Genomic DNA, 16832 nt, shown 5'->3' on the forward strand with positions numbered 1-16832 from the left:
ACGCGCCGTCCCCCAGGGGCGGCGCGTTTCGCTTTTGTCGGGGTTTCGTTTGGTTGTTGGTCCGGCGCGAAACCCGTCACGTGACCCCGGACATGCGCGGCGGCCCGGGTTTCGGTATCCTTGATGCTCCAGGTCTCGGAGGCCCCATTGTCCTTAATGCCCAAAGCTCGAAGCGTTCTTCTGTCCGCCGTGATGGCCCTGTTCACGGTAGTCATGGCCCAGCCCGGCTGCAGCGCCAGCGGCGGGGACGGCGGCCCAAAGCTGACCGGAGGCAACAGCGGCTCCGGAGGCGGCTCCGGAGACGGCGGCGGGCTCGGTGGCCAGAGCGGCAACGGCGGCAGCGCCGCCAACGGCAGCGGCATCTGCCTGTTGAACAACTGCCACTCGGACGGCGAGTGCGACGGCTGCACCTATGGACGCAACAAGTGCAAGCTCGACGAGAACCGCTGCGTCGCTTGTGACCCGACGGCGAACACCGGCTGTGCCCCTGGCGAGACCTGCACGTCGTTCGGTATCTGCGCACCGGAAGAGGCCACTTGCCCTACGGACGCCCAGGGTGAGCCGACCGTCACCTGCAGCGCCAACAAGGACTGCGTGGCCTGCGACCCGATGCACCAGATCTGCGACACGACCACGGGCAAATGTCAGGCCTGCACGGAACAGGACAAGTCCGCGTGTCTCGGCTCGGACAAGTGCGCGGAGGGCAAGTGCGAGCAGAAGTGCCCGCTCTCCTGCACCACGGATTCCGAGTGCGGAGCTTGCGAGACCGCCGGCAAGAAGCTCGACGCGTGCAACGGACATCAGTGCGCGGAGTGCTCCGACACGAAGCCGTGCGGCGCCGGCCTCGAGTGCGAGAAGGGTAACTGCGTGAAGCCCTGCGGCCAGCAGGGCAGCCCCACCGCGGGCGGCGACTGCACCACGGACGCCGAGTGCTACGGCTGCGGCAACACGAACTCCACGGAGAAGTGGACCTGCAAGTACCCCATCAACAACGGTACCCACGGCACCTGCACCGTGCCGGCGCAGGGGTGCGAGGACGTCGGCGGCGTGGCACTTCCGGCGCCCTTCAACTCCGCGACGAATCTGTGCTCCACGGACGGGAACTGCGCGGGCGTCACGGCGGACATCGACGTCGGCAAGCTGATCAAGGATCTGGTCGGTTCCGACGAGCTGAACCTGGGCATCAAGAAGGTGAAGCTCAACGACGCCGTCTTGTCGTACCCCATGCCCAAGTGCGCGAGCATCAATCTGATCGACGACAAGAAGTGCGGTCTGTGCGTGCCCTGCAAGACGGACGCAGACTGCAAGCCCATCGATCTGGACCCGGTGGTGAACGACCTGTTCGCCGGCGACCCACTGGCACAGATCGCCGCGGCGTTCTTGATGGACCAGCTGTTCGGCAAGGGAGAAAAGCACCAGCTCCACATGCAGTGCCAGCCCGTGGCCGCAGGCTACGGCGCGTGCATCCCGTGCTCCAATCCGACGAAGGGTTGCGGCGCCGGGAGTCAGGGGTCTTCCACTACGGGCAAGTGCGATCACGACACCTGCACCGAAGGCGGCCCGCTGCTCAGCGCGTGCTCGCTGTGCTCGACGGCGATCTGCACCGTGGACCCCTACTGCTGCTCGTCGGGCTGGGACGCCTTGTGCGTGAAAGCGGCGACGGCCGTATGCCCGGGCGGATGCGGCACCTCGAACGATCCCTGCCCCCACGACGCCTGTGACGAAGGAGCCGCACTATCTCGTGCTTGCTCTTCGTGCAGCAAGGTGGTGTGCGATCAGGATCCGTTCTGCTGCAACACGGAGAATGGAACCTGGGACTCGCTGTGTGTGGAAAAAGCCGCGGGGCTGGTGGAGTGCAGCAACCAGTGCTTCACGGGCACGTGCTCCCACAGCGAGTGCGTGACCGGCGAGGCCCTCGGCGGTCAGAAGGGCGTGGGCTGCTCCACCTGCTCCGGCGCGGTGTGCGCACAAGACAAGAGCTGCTGCGAGACGTCCTGGGGCGGCAACTGCGTGGCCATCGCTCAGAAGCAGGCCGTCTGCACCTGCAACTGACGCGATGGCGGTAGCCCAGGGAACGTGCCCCAGCTGCGGCGCTCCGATCGAGTTCTCGGTCGGAGCGTCCATCGCGAAGGTTTGCCCTTTCTGCAACGCAACGGTCGTCCGCAGCGACCGGGGCCTCGAGAACCTGGGCAAAGTCGCCGCCATCGCCAACACCCCATCGCTGATCGCCATCGGCGACATCGGCACGCTGGGCGGGCGCGCGTTCGAGGTACTCGGCCGCGTCCAGCTGGATCACGGGCAAGGTCCCTGGGACGAGTACTACGTGAGCTTCGACCACGGCGCCGCGTGGGGTTGGCTCGCGTACGCCCAAGGGCAGTGGATCGTCTCCAGCGAAGCGCCCGGCGTCCCCATCCCCGCTCGGGCTTCCCTCGAGCTGGAACAGGACGTGGCGCTCGGCGCAGAGCGCTATCGCGTCGCGGAGATCAAGACCGGTACCATCACCAGCGCCGAGGGTGAGCTGCCGGAGGCGTTTCCGCCGGGCTTCCGCCGGCAGTACGCCGACTTGTTCGCGCCCCAGAACGGCTTTGCGACCCTGGACTACGGCGACGGCAGCGCGGCACCGACCGCGTTCATCGGGCGCGTGTTCTCCGAGCCGGACATGGTCGTCACCCAGCTGGGGGAGCGCAGCAGCCAGAAGGTTCAAACCAAGGACATTCGCTGCCCCGCGTGCGGCGGTGACATCCCGAAGCTCGCCGGAGAACGCTCTCAGCGCATCGGCTGTCCCTACTGTGGCGCCGTCAGCGACATCGCGCTGCAGCAGGTCGTCGCCCAGCAAGAGCGCGCCATGCGCGCTCCGGAGATCCCCGTCGGATCCCGAGGCAACATCGAAGGCGTGGAGTGGGTGTGCATCGCCTACATGCGCCGCAGTACCGAGTTCGATGGAGAGCGATTCACCTGGGAGGAGTATCTGCTCTTCAGCCAGCCGATCGGATTCCGTTGGCTGGTGAAAGACGAGGGCCAGTGGTCATGGGTCACGCCCGTGAATGGATCCGAGCTGGACCTCTCTGCCATGCCGGGACGCGTTCGCTGGGGGGGCAAGGCCTTCAGCGTCCGCAACCAGAACAGCGCGCGCGTGGACTACGTGCTCGGTGAGGTCTACTGGAAGTGCGAGGTCGGGGAGACGACCGGCGTGATGGACTTCATCCACGGTCGCGACGTCCTGAGCCGGGAAGCCGGCCCCGGAGAAGTGCGCTGGAGCCACTCGGCACCGGTTCCTTGGGCGCTGCTGAAGAACGCCTTCGGGATCCACACGGGGCGCACGCTGCCCCCACCGCCGCCCCGCAGTGGTCTCCGGATCGCCACGCTGCTCGGCACCCTCACCCTGGGCGTGCTGCTGAGCTGCTCTCTGGTCACCTGCGGCGGCTGCAACACGGACCGCCCCTACGTGGGTAACAGCTACGGCGAGGTCGCGCGTTCCTATCCCCGGTCCTACAGCGGGGTGTTCCCGTCCCGCAGCACCGGCAGCAGCTCGAGCAGCGGCAGCTCGAGCTACCGAGGCGGCTCTTCCAGCTACAGTGGCGGGAAGTGACCCCGGCTCACGACTTCGGTCGCAGCGAGCTCGGCGTGATGTCGAAGAAGTAGAGCGGCACAGCGAAGAGCCAAGCGGCGCGCCGCTTCGCATCCAACAAGGTGGGCAGCTCCACGGGTTTGCGCGCGTCGAGCAACTGGGCCACGGGCGCCGTCGCCGTCTCGGGCACCGCCGTCGCGACGGTCGGCGTCCCGATCGGCGCCGTCCCGGTCGCGACACCGGGCGCGGTGCTGGTCGGCGCCGTCGTGGTGGCCGTGGCGGTGGCGGTCGCCGCCACCGTGAGCTCCGCGGCCGTAGGCATGGTCGGCGCGCCGCGCCCGTCGTTGAGATCGAAGCCGAGCAAGATCGTGTCGCGATAGCGAGTCTTCAAGTCCGCCCGTCGAAAGGCGACGTGCACGGTGACGTCCTTGCCGCTCGTCACCTGGTAGCCAGAGCTCTGAAACAGGTCGGTCACCATCTCCTGGGTGGGCGAAGTGAGCTCGTCGAAGCCGGTCTTGCCGTCCCACACCAGCGTGACGCCCAGCGTGCTGCGCTGGCCCAGGCGGCGAGCGAGCTCGCGACGCAGCTCGAGCACGCGATCCAGGTCTGCACGAGTGCCGACCACCACTGCGTCCGTGGTCGCGGTGGACAGCGGCGCGCGCTGTTTCTGCACCTCGAGCAGACGATCCACCTCCGCCGTGGAGAGCAGCTCCGGGTGTGCGCAGACGACATAGACGAAGGCGTCCAGGTCCGACTGGGGCAGTGCACTGGCGGATGCCGCGACGGAGTGAGCCAACGTCCGCGCGGTTTCCGCGCCGAGCAAACCCAATTTGAAACTGCCAGCAGGAGACAGGGAGACCACTTTGCCGAGCCAGCTCAGGGACGGCTCCGGCTTGGCCTCCACTCCCAAGAGCCCGATCACCGCGCGAGCGCCGTTGGGCAGCGTCGAGAGCTCGGAGAGCGGGCGCTTCTGTGCGCGAAAGGCCGCGGCGAGCCACGCCGAGCGGAGCATGACGTCGTCCCACTCCGCCTCGCTGATGTCGGTGGCGAGCTTCGGCGTGAGCTCCTTCACCAGGCGTGCGTTGAGCTTGGCGTCCTTCAGCACTTCGGCGCCGATGATGGTGTCGTCCTCCACGTGCTCGCTCACGTCGTCGTGGGCGAAACCGAGGCCGCTGCCGTTCTTCAAGTCGCTCAGCACCAGTGACTCACGAACGCCCGGCAGATGACACACGGTGAGCAGGGCCAGCACGGCGAGGAGCGACCCCGAGATGACCACGACGGTGAAGGTGCGATGGCGGATGCGCGACACGAAGTCCACCAGGGTGAGCAGCAAGAGCGGCGTCAGCGCAGCCCCGAGAGGCCAGAACGCGATGAAGTTCCAGCCGATCCCTCCGGCCTCGCGCACCAGCGGGCCCCGCAACAGGAGCAGCAGCGGCCAGGCGGACAGCGCCATGATCACCAGGAAGAAGTCCCACAGGGCCGAGTACTTGGGAGGCTGCGCCGGCGTGCTCACCATCGACGACTATAGGGCATCGCATGCGTCGAAGTCGCTTCGACATTGGCACACTCGGGCACACCGCCTGCGAATTCGGCTTGGGCTTGGGTGGAACGTGGCTTGCACCAGCCTGCTGGATGACCCTCCGTCCCTTCCTGACGTTGTTCGTGCTCGGCGCTCTCGCCTCGGCCTGCGGTGGTTCTGCCAAGACGGATGGTTCCGGCGGCGCCGGGGGCTCTGGGGCCGGCGGCGGCGGCGGGGCCACGACGGGAGGCAGCGGCGGCACCGGCGGCTGCGAGAGCCTGGTGCCGTGCTGCGACGGCGCGGGGAATCCGGTGAGCCCAGTGTGCGACGCGACGGGGATGCCCGTGTGCCCACCGGGAGCCGCCTTCCCAGCGAGCGGAGTGTGCAGCGCCGGTCAGTGCGCGCCCACGGTGCCGTGTGCCGCGGGCGAGTACTGCGACTACCCGGACGACCGTTGCGGCCAGGGAATGGCCGGCACCTGCAAGCCGAAGCCCACGGGCTGTGACCTGCTCTACGCCCCGGTGTGCAGCTGCGACGGCAGCGTCGCGGGGAACGCCTGCGCCGCGATGGCCGGGGGCACGGACGTGAACAAGAACGGCGGCTGCACCCCACCAATGGACACCTTCGCCTGCGGGGACGTGTTTTGCGCTTTCGGCAGCGAGTACTGCCTGCGAGGCGTCTCCGACGTGGGCGGAGAGCCCGACTCCTACGGTTGCAAGCCTCTGCCCGCTCAGTGTCAGAGCTGCAGCTGCGTCGCGAACGAGCCCTGCGGCGACTGGTGTGAGGCAGCCGCGGACGGCTCCCTGACGCTCACCTGCCCAGGAGGTTAGAAGCGGCCGAGGAGCTGAGCGCCGCCAAGGCCCGGCGCCCACATCGGCGTGGCGGAGATCTCCATGGTGCCCGGTACCGTCGGCTTGCGGGCAGGCGCCGACTTTTCGTCCAGCTCGGGAACCTGAACCTTGGGCTCGTCGAACGCGTACAACACCAAGCCCGTGGCGCCCACCGCCACACCGGCCCCGGCGCTGATCACTGCGGCGAGTCGGTAGCTGTCCCGACGATCGCGCAGATCGTTGTACTCGCCGAGCTGGACCGGCGTCAGATTGCCGGCGCCCTTGGCCTGATCCGCGATGTCCTGAGCCTGGTTCTCTTTGCGGATGGAGAGCGCACCGAGCACGCCGCCGGCCACGATGCCCGAAGCTCCGACGCCCATCAGGATCCAACTCGTGGTGCGCTGACCGGTGGCCGCCATGCGCGCGCTCAGGGTGCGCCGCTCGCCGCGCTTCAGGTCCACGCTCTTGGTGAAGGCTTCGTGGCCGTTCAGAGTGACAGCGACGAAGTGCTTGCCGGCGACGACCTCCAAGGCCGGCAGGGGCGCCACGCCCTGATAGCGGCCGTCGAGGGCGATCTCCGCGCCACTCGGAGCGGAAATCGCGAGCCGCGCCGGCTTCTCTTTCAGGGACACGTCGAGGGGCGGAGCTCCAGTGTTCTCGTTGACCACGATCTCCCGGGAGTAGTCCTCGAAGCCCGGCGCGGTGAGGAGCACCGTGTGCTTGCCGGCCGTGACCTCCTTCACCAGGGTGCTGCCTTCGACCGGACGCCCATCGAAGCTGATGCGCACGTTGGGAGTGGGCGAAGAGATCATGACCCGCGGCTTGGGCGGCGGCGGCGGAGCAGCTTCCGCGGCGCCTTCGGCCTCCAGCCGCTCCAGCAGCGGAACGAGCTTGCCCAGCGCCTCGGTGGCTTCCCCCCGTCGGCGCCCGTTGGGGTCCTTCTGCAGGTACTCGCGATAGTAGCGGACGGAGTCCTTGAGCCGCGCGGGATTGCTGTCCTGGAAGAACTGCATGCGATGGGCCTGACCCAGGGAAAACAGGAGACCGGAACGCGGAGAGCGCTTGTAGGCTTCCTCGAAGGCGTGCGCGGCGTCCACGTACTTGCCGCCTTGATAGGCCTTGGCGCCGATGTTGAAAAACGCGCGGGCGTCGCTTTCGGCGTCCGCTACGGCGTGGCCCGCGAGGGTGAAGGCTGTGAGGAAGATCATCCACTTCTTCATTTGAGCACCGGAACCCCGGACAACAGAGACAGCCCCGCAGGGCCAGAGCTGACGAGATCCGCCACTCCGTCCCCGTCGAAGTCCCCCGCTCTCAAGCTGAGCGCACCCCCTACGTCGGCGACGAGCTTGGGCTCCGACAGCTGGCCCGCGTCGCGATCCATGTCCATGACGAACACGCGGCCATCGACGCTCGTCACGGCAACCTCGGGCTCCGGATCGCGATCCAGGTTCGCGATGGCGAAGGAGAAGGCGACCAACGGCGCTCCGTCCACCAGGGGGTCGTCGAAGATCACGGGACTCTCCGCCAGGACGCCCCCCTCGTTCTTGTACAGCACCAAGCGAGGCTCGAGGTCCGCGTCCGCGTCCGGGACCAGGCCCAGCACCATGACGTCCGGGAACTTGCCGTCACCGTCGAAGTCCACCGCTTGGATGGCCCCCGGCGCCAGGAAGTCGTCCCCGCCCGGGCCAGAGCCGGCGCTGCCCGGATCCGCGCCCAGGTAGCACTGCGCGCCCAGCACCCACAGGTCGACGAGGCCCACGCTCTGAGACGCCACCGGCGAGATCTCGAAGGTCCGGCCGGACGCCCCCGCCACGGAGCGCGCGATGGCGAGGCCGCTCGGATCCGTCGCTCCGTCGTCGTAGCGCAAGCCGAAGAACACGATCTCGTCAGTGCCGTCGGAATCGAGGTCCACCACCGTGGCCAGTGCGCCGCACGCCTCGAACGTGGACGGGAAGGGCGTGGCGGACGCCATCGACTGCTGCAGCGCGGCTTCCCCCGTGGACGGCAGCAGCACCAGATTCTGACTGGGATCGGTGTCGCCGACGGGCGACGTCACGAGCGCCAGGTCTGGATGCGGGTCGTCGTCGAAACTTCCGACGAAGGCACGCGTGGCGGATACCGGCGCGTTGTTGGCAAACAGCGTGAACGAAGACTGAAGCTGGCGATCCGCACGGCCGAAAAAGATGGCGGAGCTCTGGCTCTTGCCGTCCAGCGACTGCGAGAGCACGCCGATGTCGTTCACGCCGTCGAACAGCCCACCCGTGAAGGGCGCCACGTTGCCGACGGCGAGCTGCTGGATGTGCTGCAGCCGCGCCACCGACGTCGGAGCGTCCGGGATCGCCAGCGGCTTGCCGTACACGACGGCGAGGGTGTCTTCCGGGTTCGCCGCGCTGCCGGCCACCTTGAAAACGGCGTCTGGGAGCAGATCGCCGTCGAAGTCCCCGACGGCCAGATCCGTGGCGGTGCCGTCCACCGGCAGCTCGACGCGATTGAACCCGCCGGGCTCCTTCCCGTTGCCATTGAGGAAGTCCACGTGGCGCGCCTTCTTTCGCAACGCGATGACATCGACGATACCGTTGGCGTTGAAGTCGGCGATGGCGGCTTCGGACCAGGGGTCGCCGTCGTTGTACGCGACGCACTCGTAGCCGGGGATGGCGACGCCCAGTGCGCCGCAGTAGACGCTGGCGCTGGCGCTCACGAGCACGGTCTTGGGCAGCACCAGGTCGATCTTCTTGTCGCCGTTCAAATCCCCCACCGCCAGGGGTAATTCCGCCGTGGCGCCCCACACCGACAGCGGCGCGAACTTGTCGTTGCCCACGACATCGGCGTTCGCCGGATCGGAGTCGAAGCTCGCGCCCAGCGCCCCGTAGCTCACGAACAGGCCAGCCACCTTGTTCTTCAAGCCACGGACCACGATGTCGAGCTTTTCGTCGCTGTTCACCTTGGCCAAGAGGGTGCTGGAGGCCACCGTGAACCCCAGGGGCAAGGAGATCTTCGCCGCCGGCACGGCGTTCTTGTTCCACTCCCACTGGCCCGCCGCCACGCTGCGACAGGTCTCGTACACGTCCACTGTGGAAGCGGCGTTCACCGCCATCACCAGCTCGTCGCAGGGGGACGCGGGATCGAGATCCGCAGCCCGGATGGGCAGGAACGCCGGCTCCGCCGACGGCGGGAGATTGAACAGCTTCTGGTTCCCCACCACGTCCCACACCGACTCGCTGTCACCCGTGCGCAGGATGCCGAGCACCTCGTCACCCAGGTAGTCGAGGCCGGGCATGGCGTTCATGATCACGTAGCCCTCGAGGCCCTCCTGCACCGGAAACGGCGCGTAGGCGATGGGCGACAGCGTGCGGTCCGCCTTGCCCCGCAGCACGGAGATGTCTCCTCGCGTCAACGTGAGGGACGCGCGCCCGTCGTCCGTCAGGGAGCCGACCGCAGGCCAGGACGGCGTCCCCGCGATGTTCGCGCTGGAGGCTTGGCTCCCGCTGGTATCGAAGTAGTGCACGGACACGCCGCCGGGCTCCAGGGTCACGACGTCGCTGAGGCCGTCGCCATCGAAGTCCGCCGCGGTTCCCAAGAGGCCGGACTCGGACGTTGCCGGATGCGCGACGAAATCCCCGCTGGCTTGCCGGCAGATCGCGTCGCTGCCGCAGGCCCATCCGTCTGGACACGCGCGGCGCTCGCCATTCTGATCCGGAGAACAATCGATGCGGCAAGCGCGGCACGAGGGGTCCGAGGAGTCGCAGTCCTCCCCGGGCTCGAGAATGCCGTTGCCACAAACGCCGGCATCGATGGCCGGCAGGTTGGCGCACCCCGCGAGCAGGAGGAGCGCGGGCAGCCAATGCTTCGTCATCAGAACTCCAATTCGGACTTCGGCGCCTTCGGCTTGGACGGCACCACGGGTCTGCTGGCTGGTTTCTTGGCGAGCTTTGCGGAAACCACGGCATTCTGCGACGGCGTCACCGTGATGGTGCTCGGCTTGTAGCCCTCCGCTTCCAGGCGGAGCGTCACTTCGGCATCACCCCGAGGCAGCTCGATGACGTCGTCGGGAACGGTGCCGAGCTTCTCGTCATCGCGAAACACGTCCACGCGCTCGGGAACGGACTGCACCGTGAGGGTGATGGTCTTCGGTGCGGCCGGCGGCACCGGCTTCACCACGGGTTTCGCGCTCGAGACCGGTGGGGCCAGAGCGGAGGGCTCCGGCGCCATCGCCTGCCGAGCTGGCTTCTGATGCTGCAAGCCCCACGCGCCGAGGCCCACGACCGCCAAGAGCCCCACCCCGAGTCCGCCGAACAGCAGCGCGCGCCGCGAGCCGCCGGGCCTGTCCGGCATGGCGAGGGTCTCTGCCGCGGACAGCGTCGTCGCCTCGCGCACCGCCCCCGACGGTGTCATCGGCGCGTGCACCCCCGACGGGCTGGCGCCGAGCTCGAACCCGGCGCGTGCGGCAGCCTCCGCCAGCGCTTCCACCGCCGCCCCGGCGGAGGACGGCCGCTCGCTCGGGACCTTCGAAAGCATGGCCATCACCGGTCCGTCCAGCTCCAGCGGCAGCCCCACGGGGAGGGTGCTCGGGTTCTGGGCGATGCCGCTCACGTGCTTGAACATCACCTGCATGAAGGACTCGGCCACGAACGGCAGTTGGCCGGTGAGCAGCTGATAGCTGACGACGCCCAGGGAGTAGATGTCCGTGTGGTGGTCGATCTTGTCGCCTCGGCACTGCTCCGGCGACATGTAATACGGCGTGCCCATGGGCACGCCGGTCCGCGTCTTGTGGCTGCCGGTGGCGTCCCCCATGAGCTTGGCGATGCCGAAGTCGAGGAGCTTGGGGATCACCACGCCGTCCTCCTCGTCTACGAGGAACACGTTCTCCGGCTTCAGATCGCGGTGCACGATGCCCGCCGCGTGAGCCGCGTCGAGGGCTCGGGCCACGCCACGCAGGATGGTCACCGTTTCGCTCGGGCTGAGACGCCCTCGCTCGCGCAAGTGATCTTCCAGCGTCTTGCCGTCGAGTAGCTCCATCACGAAGTACTGACGACCGTCGGGCAGGGCACCGAAGGCGAAGATGTCGATGATGTGGCGGCTGCGCACCTGATTCGCCGCCCGCGCTTCCGCGATGAAACGCGATACCATTTCCGGCGAAGACGACAGCTGGCGGGACAGCACCTTGATGGCCACGGCCTTGCCGATGACGGGGTGCTCGCCTCGATAAACCGTTCCAAAGCCGCCCTCCCCCAGCTTGGAAACGATTCGATACTCACCCACCATCTCGCCGGCGGGCACGTCGCGATCCAACCCCTGGGCAGCGGCATCGGGGATCAAGGTTTGCCCGTCCTCGGGGCACTTGGTGTGATCCTCGGGATACTGCTTGTGGCACTGGGGGCAGACGGACATACGACAGCCGGCTAAGCGTACAACACGCCGGCCTGCGAGTCAGGGCGTCAGTGCCAGCGGCAGCACCATGGCTTCGTCCGCCGTCGCGGGCGCGTACAGGTAGGCGTACGCCGCGCGGCTCGCCAGCACCCGCTTGGTGTAGCGGCGCGTCTCGGAGTAGGGGATCGACTCCACCCACACGTCGAAATCCATGTGCGGCCGCTCTCGGAGCCAGCGCAGGGGGCGCCCCGGCCCCGCGTTGTAGCCGGGGATCGCGAGCACCGGGTTCTGCTTGAAGCGGTCCGTCAAGCGGCCGAGCCCACGGCTGCCGAGGGCGATGTTCACGGTGGGTCGCTTCAAGGACGCCGGATCCCACGGCAAGCCCACGGGCTTCGCCAGCATCTTGGCGGTGGGCACGATGAGCTGCATCAGGCCGTGGGCGTCCGCGTGGCTGACGGCGTCCGGGTCGAAGGCGCTCTCTTCTCGCATCACGGCGTAGATCAATGCCTCGGGTATGCCGTTCTTCTTTGCTTCCTTGGCGACCAGCGCCTGATGGGGCCGCGGGAACGCGAGCTCCCAAGCCTTGACCCAATCTCCTGCCGGCCAGTGCCCGAGCCAATCCGTGAGCAGCCCTCGCGCCACCGAGTGCGCGTCCTTCGCGGAACCGGCGCGCGAGTACAACAGCGCCAAACCCCACAACAGGCCCGGCTCGGCCCCGGGCTTGGCGATGTCCAGGGCTTGGATCTCGCGCTTCGCCAGCTCGAACTCGCCTTGACGCAAGAGCTCCAGAGCACGCTGGAAGCCGTCGGAGTCGAACTCCGGTTGGTGCTCGAAGGTGAACGGCTCCGCCGCGGTCTTCTTGGCCGCCTCTTCCCGAACGCGCTTCGCCTTGAACGGGTCCTTTTCAACCAGCCGTGAGTAGGCGTGCAGCATGTAGTAGCTGAGGGGCAGCTCCCGCACGATGTTCTCGAGCTCGGCGTAGCCCCGGTCCGCTTCCCCCGTCTCGATCCAGGCCCGCGCTCGGAAGTACCGCTCCCGCCCCGAGAACTCCGTGCCCCGAGCGCTGTCCCGCCCGCTCACCAGCGTGGCCGCCCGGTCGAGCACCGACGCCGCGCCGGACCAATCCCCCTTCTCGATGCGACGCAGCGCCAGTCGGAACACGCCGTCGAGCACCATGTCGCCGTCGGGGTAGTCCTCCGGCATCTTGCCGAGCAGCTCCGTGAAGCGAGCCTCCACTCCGAGCTCGAAGTAGCTGAACGCCGAAAGCATGCGCGCGTCGTCCGCCAGACGATTCGTGGGCAGCTCCTTCTCCAGCTGGCGGTAACGGGCGATGGCCTGCATGTGTCGCCCATCCCGTGCCAGGTACTTGCCGGCCAGGTACAACGCCCGGGCGCGCTGATCCGGATCCTTCTTGCAGTGATCCAGCACGCCGTCCAGAGAGCGCGACGCACGCCCCGTGTCACGCTGTGCGGAGATCGCCTTGCCGCGCAGGATGCCGACCTCGCAACCCACCGCGTTCCACTTCTCCGCCTTGGGCAGGTCGGCAAGCAGGGCGTCGGCGGCCTTCTCCGCAGACTCGTACTCGCGACCATCGAGCAAGGCCTTCACGCGAGCGAGCTCCACCTCCGGCCCCGGCTTTGCAAAGCGTGCGCGCTGCGCTTTGGGCAGCGCGGCCATCGCGCGCGCCTCGATGGCGTCGGCGCGCCGGGTGATGGACTTGCTGGCGGCGTTCTCCGCGCTCACGCGCCGAGCGAGGCTCAGCGCCTCCACCACGTCGCCATCGGCTTCCGTCGCGCTCGGCTTCTTGCCCTGGGCGCGGGTGAGCAGTGCCTCGGCGAGGCGCAAGGAAACGTTGACGCGATCGCTCGGCTCCGGCGCACCGTGCAGGTGATCTCGCCAGGTGTCGATCGCCAGATCCACCTTGCCGCTCTTCACCGCGGCCTCCGCGATCAGAAGCCGTGCTTCTTCGGCGAGGGGCTGATCCAGTGGCACTTTCGACAGCTCCGCCAGCGCCTGCTCCACTCTGCCGGAGCGCAGCCGCGTCCTTCCCGCGCCCAGCCGCGCGTAGCCCGAAAGAGCCCAGGGGACTGCCGCCGCCAGGTCGTAGGACGCCGCGGCGCCGCGTTCGTCTCCGGCCTTTTCGCGCAGCCGCGCGAGGAGCAGCTGCCAGCGGGGCACGTCGGCCTGCACCGGAGGCGTCTTCGCCATCACGGCCTCGACCTCTCGCGCCGCCGCCGCAGCGTTGCCGACGCCCAGCATCTTGCCCGCCTTCTCCAGCTCCGGCTGCGCCAAGAGAGGCACGAAGTCGGCGATGTCCACCTTGGCCGCGGAGGCGTGGGCGGGCGGCTTCTTCGCGGGGGCGTTGTCGTCCTTGGCCAGCGGCGTGGGCAAGCCGTGGGTCGTCGGAGCTTGCTGGGCCGAGCACGCCACCACCAATGCCAGCGGGAGCAGGAAGCGATGTCGCATCAGCGCTTGCCTCGCCGGCCACCGAACACGTCCGCTGCGTCGTCTTCTTCACGCGCTTCGATCTGCGCCGCTCGTTCCTGGCGCCAGCGTTGTCGGTGCTCGGCGACCGCTTTGGCATCCGCGTCGGCACCAGCAAGGGCGCGTCGACGACGTTCTTCCTCGACTTGCTCCTCGCGGAGCTCCTGCGACAGCTCTTGCTCCCGCTGGCCGAGCGCCTCGATGTGCGCGGCGCCCTGCGCCGCGAAGCGCGCCGCCGCAGCCAAATCCGCCACCCGCGCTCCGCCGTCCTCCACCCGATCCCGCTCGGCCGTCACCGCTTCTCCGACCCGCGCCTGCTCCGCTTCTCGCTGGCGGCGCGCCTGCTCCGCCCGCGCCTGGGCGGCATCCGTGCGCTGTCGCTGGTCGGCCACCTCCCGCGCACGCTCGTCCACGCGCTGCTCGCGCAGCGAGACGAGGGCCTCGAGGGGGTAGCGGTTCTTCACGTTCCTGACCCTAACGCAGGCTTTCCGGCTGGGCGACTTCGCGGCCCCAGCCCTTCCTGCCTCGCGTATTTTCCCTGAATTTCCGCTAACCTCGCGCCGCCCATCCCGTGACCTCCTCCGCCCAAAGCCAAGAGCGCCCCGGCCGCTTCGGCGCCTTCGCCGGCGTCTTCACGCCCAGCATCCTCACGATCCTCGGCGTCATCATGTACCTGCGCTTCGGCTGGGTGGTCGGCAACGCCGGCCTGGTCGGGGCACTGATCATCGTGGGCGTCTCCCACCTGATAACGATTGCCACCGGCCTCTCCATTTCCAGCATCGCCACGAACCGCACGGTGGGGGCGGGGGGCGCCTACAACATCATCAGCCGTTCCTTGGGCGCTCCCTCCGGGGCCGCCATCGGCATCCCGCTGTTCTTGGGCCAGGCGTTGAGCGTCAGCTTCTACGTGGTGGGCTTCGTCGAATCCCTCGGCGAGCTGTGGCCCGGGCTCTCGCCGCGCATCGCCGGAAGCATCGTCTGCATCCTGCTCACGGTGCTGTCGGCCAAGAGCGCCGACCTCGCCATCAAGAGCCAGTACCTGGTGATGGCGGCCATCGGTCTGTCCCTGGTCTCGTTCTTCTCCGGCAGCGCCCCGAACCCTCCTGAGACCGTCGCCCTCCACGCGCCCCATGGCGCCGTGCCCTTCGGCAAGGTGTTCGCCGTGTTCTTCCCCGCCGTCACCGGAATCATGGCGGGCGTCGGCATGTCCGGCGATCTCAAGAATCCGCGGCGTGCCTTGCCCCTCGGCACGCTGCTCGCGATCCTCACCGGCTTCGTGATCTATGCGGCGTTCCCCTTCTGGCTCGCCCACAACGCCAGCAGCGAGGAGCTCATCGCCAACAAGCGCATCGTTTGGCACATCGCGCGCTTCGACTCGATGATCTACGCGGGAGTGTGGGGCGCCACCTTGTCGAGTGCCGTAGGCAGTCTGCTCACGGCGCCGCGCACCGTGCAGGCGCTGGCCGCGGATCGCCTCGCACCCCGCTTGCTCTCGCGGGGCTCGGGTCCACACAACGAACCGCGCTGGGGCATGGCCGCCACCTTCCTACTGGCGGAGGTCGGCATCCTACTCGGCAACCTGGATCTCATCGCCAACCTGCTCACGATGTTCTTCCTGGCCACCTACGGCTTCACGAACCTCGCCTGCGGGCTCGAACGTTGGGCCGCGAGCCCGAGCTTCCGCCCCGACTTTCGTGTGCCCTCCTGGGTGAGCCTGGCGGGCGCCCTCGGCTGTTTCTACGTGATGAGCATCATCGACCTGCCGGCGATGATCGGCGCCTTCGTGATCTGCGGCGGCATCTTCGTGTGGACGCAACGCCGAGTCTTCGACACCACCTACGGCGATGCCCGCCACGGCATCTGGTCGGCGCTCGTGCGCACCGCTCTCTTGCGCCTGCGACGCATCGAATACCATCCGCTGAACTGGCGACCGAACCTCGTGATCATGGGCGGCGGCATCGAACGCCGACCGCACCTGCTCGAGCTGGGCAGCACCATCGTTCAAGACCGAGGCATCGTGACCTACTTCCACCTGCTCAAGGGCAGCGTGGACGACAACGCCACGCTGCGAAAGCGCCTGCTCGGCGAGATGGACGAGCATGTCGCCGGCAAGTACGAAAATGTGTTCTCCCGGGCGGAGGTAGTGAGCGACATCTATCAAGGCGCCGTGAGCGTGGCGCAGTCCTACGGCGTGGGTGGATTCGAGGCCAACACCGTGATGCTCGGCTGGCCGCAGAAGGCCGAGCGGGTCCCGCCCTACGTCGACATGCTCCACGATCTCTCGCTCTTGGACCGCTCGCTGCTCTTGGTGCGCCACAATCCGGAGCGCGGCTTCGGGAACTACCGGCACATCCAGATCTGGTGGGGCGGACTGCAGGGCAACGGCGGCCTCATGCTGCTGCTCGCCTACCTGATCACCGCCCACGACCACTGGCGCCGTGCAAAGGTCACCGTGGTCACGGTGGTGTCCACGGAAGAAGAGCGCGTCGCCACCCACGGCGCCATCGAACGCGTGCTCTCCGGTGCGCGCCTCTCGGCCGCGCCTCGGGTAATCGTGCGCGGGGATCGTTCCATCGGCGACATCATGCAATCGGAGAGCGCCGACGTGGACCTCGCCATCATCGGCATCCGCCTCCCGGACCGCGGACAGGCCGCCGAGCCCTTCTTCGACCGCATGAACGAGCTGCTCTCCCACCTGCCCACCACGGTGATGGTCCACAGCGCCCGCGGCTTCCAGGGCGAGCCGGTGCTGTTCGACGACCCGCCCTCTTGAATCTGGGTGTTGGTCCGCCGCGGAAACGTCGCGGGGTGAAAGTCCCTCTTCGAAGATGCACAATCGGGCCATGGCTCGGCCGGCTGCGGCTGCGTTCTTGGGCGTGCTGCTCCTCGCGGCCGGCCTGCGCGCGCAAACGTCCCGGCTGTGGGGCGCTCAGGGCGAGCCAGGACGGCGAGGTCCCCCGCCGTCTCCGGCGGTGGTGGCGAACGTACGCGACTTCGGCGCCGCGGGCGACGGCACCACGGACGAACGTGAGGAACGTGAGCTTCCTCGGCCTGCGGCTCGAAC

General features: G+C 68.2%; 10 protein-coding genes. 4 read left to right on the top strand and 6 right to left on the bottom strand.

What is annotated here, in order from left to right; genetic code table 11:
• The first annotated feature begins 156 nt into the window (after nt 1-156).
• Together H6717_38590 and H6717_38595 are read left to right on the top strand one after the other, a co-directional pair.
• Nucleotides 157-2052 (top strand): hypothetical protein, encoded by a 1896-nt coding sequence (locus tag H6717_38590; protein ID MCB9583010.1) that lies wholly within the window; start codon nt 157-159, stop codon nt 2050-2052.
• A gap of 4 nt (nt 2053-2056) precedes the next feature.
• Nucleotides 2057-3589, top strand: coding sequence for a DUF4178 domain-containing protein (locus H6717_38595; protein MCB9583011.1), 1533 nt, complete (start codon nt 2057-2059; stop codon nt 3587-3589).
• 7 nt (nt 3590-3596) lie between these two features.
• Here H6717_38595 and H6717_38600 read toward each other — a convergent pair whose 3' ends face one another.
• Nucleotides 3597-5084, bottom strand: a complete 1488-nt coding sequence (locus H6717_38600; GenBank protein MCB9583012.1) for a hypothetical protein — start codon at nt 5082-5084, stop codon at nt 3597-3599.
• Between the two features lie 116 nt (nt 5085-5200).
• On the opposite strand from H6717_38600, the gene H6717_38605 reads away from it, so the two are divergent.
• Nucleotides 5201-5917, top strand: coding sequence for a hypothetical protein (locus H6717_38605; GenBank protein MCB9583013.1), 717 nt, complete (start codon nt 5201-5203; stop codon nt 5915-5917).
• Here the strand turns inward: H6717_38605 and H6717_38610 are convergent.
• From H6717_38610 to H6717_38630, 5 genes are read right to left on the bottom strand one after another with little or no spacing between them, the layout of a single operon-like run.
• Nucleotides 5914-7125: a PEGA domain-containing protein gene (locus tag H6717_38610; GenBank protein MCB9583014.1), complete on the bottom strand. Its 1212-nt coding sequence runs from the start codon at nt 7123-7125 to the stop codon at nt 5914-5916. The two genes, H6717_38605 and H6717_38610, sit on opposite strands and share 4 nt — an antisense overlap.
• Before the next feature lie 8 nt (nt 7126-7133).
• Complete coding sequence (locus tag H6717_38615; GenBank protein ID MCB9583015.1) at nt 7134-9770, bottom strand: VCBS repeat-containing protein; 2637 nt, start codon at nt 9768-9770, stop codon at nt 7134-7136.
• The gene (locus H6717_38620; GenBank protein MCB9583016.1) at nt 9770-11305 is read right to left on the bottom strand and encodes a serine/threonine protein kinase; all 1536 of its coding nucleotides are present in this window, start codon (nt 11303-11305) and stop codon (nt 9770-9772) included. The genes H6717_38615 and H6717_38620 overlap by 1 nt, the downstream gene beginning before the upstream one ends.
• 39 nt (nt 11306-11344) lie before the next feature.
• On the bottom strand, nt 11345-13750 hold the full coding sequence (locus H6717_38625) for a transglycosylase SLT domain-containing protein (GenBank protein ID MCB9583017.1): 2406 nt from the start codon (nt 13748-13750) through the stop codon (nt 11345-11347).
• Nucleotides 13750-14232, bottom strand: coding sequence for a hypothetical protein (locus H6717_38630; protein MCB9583018.1), 483 nt, complete (start codon nt 14230-14232; stop codon nt 13750-13752). The genes H6717_38625 and H6717_38630 overlap by 1 nt, the downstream gene beginning before the upstream one ends.
• A 107-nt stretch (nt 14233-14339) precedes the next feature.
• On the opposite strand from H6717_38630, the gene H6717_38635 reads away from it, so the two are divergent.
• The gene (locus tag H6717_38635; protein MCB9583019.1) at nt 14340-16541 is read left to right on the top strand and encodes a Na-K-Cl cotransporter; all 2202 of its coding nucleotides are present in this window, start codon (nt 14340-14342) and stop codon (nt 16539-16541) included.
• The last annotated feature ends 291 nt before the right edge of the window (nt 16542-16832 follow it).

It is taken from the genome of Polyangiaceae bacterium, assembly GCA_020633235.1.
In the GTDB taxonomy this organism is placed as follows: Bacteria; Myxococcota_A; Polyangia; order Polyangiales; family Polyangiaceae; genus JACKEA01.

What these genes read in the sequence shown, in the direction of transcription:
- H6717_38620 (MCB9583016.1), bottom strand. Translation starts at nt 11,305, where the DNA reads ATGTCCGTCTGCCCCCAGTGCCACAAGCAGTATCCCGAGGATCACACC.
- H6717_38625 (MCB9583017.1), bottom strand. Translation starts at nt 13,750, where the DNA reads ATGCGACATCGCTTCCTGCTCCCGCTGGCATTGGTGGTGGCGTGCTCG.
- H6717_38595 (MCB9583011.1), top strand. Translation starts at nt 2,057, where the DNA reads ATGGCGGTAGCCCAGGGAACGTGCCCCAGCTGCGGCGCTCCGATCGAG.
- H6717_38615 (MCB9583015.1), bottom strand. Translation starts at nt 9,770, where the DNA reads ATGACGAAGCATTGGCTGCCCGCGCTCCTCCTGCTCGCGGGGTGCGCC.
- H6717_38605 (MCB9583013.1), top strand. Translation starts at nt 5,201, where the DNA reads ATGACCCTCCGTCCCTTCCTGACGTTGTTCGTGCTCGGCGCTCTCGCC.
- H6717_38590 (MCB9583010.1), top strand. Translation starts at nt 157, where the DNA reads ATGCCCAAAGCTCGAAGCGTTCTTCTGTCCGCCGTGATGGCCCTGTTC.
- H6717_38610 (MCB9583014.1), bottom strand. Translation starts at nt 7,125, where the DNA reads ATGATCTTCCTCACAGCCTTCACCCTCGCGGGCCACGCCGTAGCGGAC.
- H6717_38600 (MCB9583012.1), bottom strand. Translation starts at nt 5,084, where the DNA reads ATGGTGAGCACGCCGGCGCAGCCTCCCAAGTACTCGGCCCTGTGGGAC.